Consider the following 932-nt stretch of genomic DNA (forward strand, 5'->3'; position numbering starts at 1 on the left):
GTAGAGATCGTAGGCGTAGGCGCGATCGACCTTGACCGTAACGATGTCGCCGGCGCGCAGCGGACGGCGTGACTGGATGTGCACCGAGCCGTCGATCTCCGGTGCGTCATATTTGGTGCGGCCCTTGGCCGACATTCCGTGCGCCTCGTCGATCAGCACCGGCAGGCGCTTGCCGACCTTCTTGGCGAGCTGCGTGGCCGAGATCTTCTGCTGGCGCTGCATGAAGCGATGCCAGCGCGCTTCCTTGATCTCCTGCGGCACCTGCTCGAGGCCGAGATCGTTGGAGCGCGCCCCCTTGACCGGCTCGTATTTGAAACAGCCTGCGCGGTCGATCTTCGCCTCGTCCAGCCAGTCGAGCAGCATCTCGAAATCCTCATCCGTCTCGCCCGGAAAGCCGACGATGAAGGTGGAGCGGATGGCGAGATCCGGGCAAGTCTCGCGCCAGCCGCGGATGCGCTCAAGCGTCTTTTCGCCATGCGCTGGCCGGCGCATGTTCTTCAGCACCTGCGGCGAGGCATGCTGGAACGGGATGTCGAGATAGGGAAGGATCTTACCGTCCGCCATCAGCGGAATGACGTCGGCGACATGCGGGTAGGGATAGACATAGTGCATGCGGATCCAGATGCCGAGCTTGCCGAGCTCTTCGGCCAGGTCGAGGAATTTTGCCTTGACCTCGCGGTCGCCGAACATGCTGGTCTGGTACTTGATGTCTATGCCGTAGGCGCTGGTGTCCTGCGAGATGACGAGGATTTCCTTCACGCCAGCCTTGGCCAGCTTCTCGGCCTCGCGCAAAACGTCGGCCGCCGGTCGTGAGACGAGGTCGCCGCGCAGCGCTGGGATGATGCAGAAGGTGCAGCGGTTGTTGCAGCCTTCGGAGATCTTGAGATAGGCGTAGTGGCGCGGCGTGAGCTTCACGCCTTGCGGCGGCAGAT

1 protein-coding gene is annotated in these 932 nt (G+C 63.0%); it reads right to left on the reverse strand.

All coding sequences use genetic code 11. The features are described from left to right. The coding region (gene rimO / locus EN742_RS36150; RefSeq protein WP_128333947.1) for a 30S ribosomal protein S12 methylthiotransferase RimO at positions 1-932 on the reverse strand (932 nt) is incomplete at both ends.

Origin of the sequence: Mesorhizobium sp. M4A.F.Ca.ET.020.02.1.1 (genome assembly GCF_004022645.1) — a bacterium.
Lineage (GTDB): Bacteria > Pseudomonadota > Alphaproteobacteria > Rhizobiales > Rhizobiaceae > Mesorhizobium.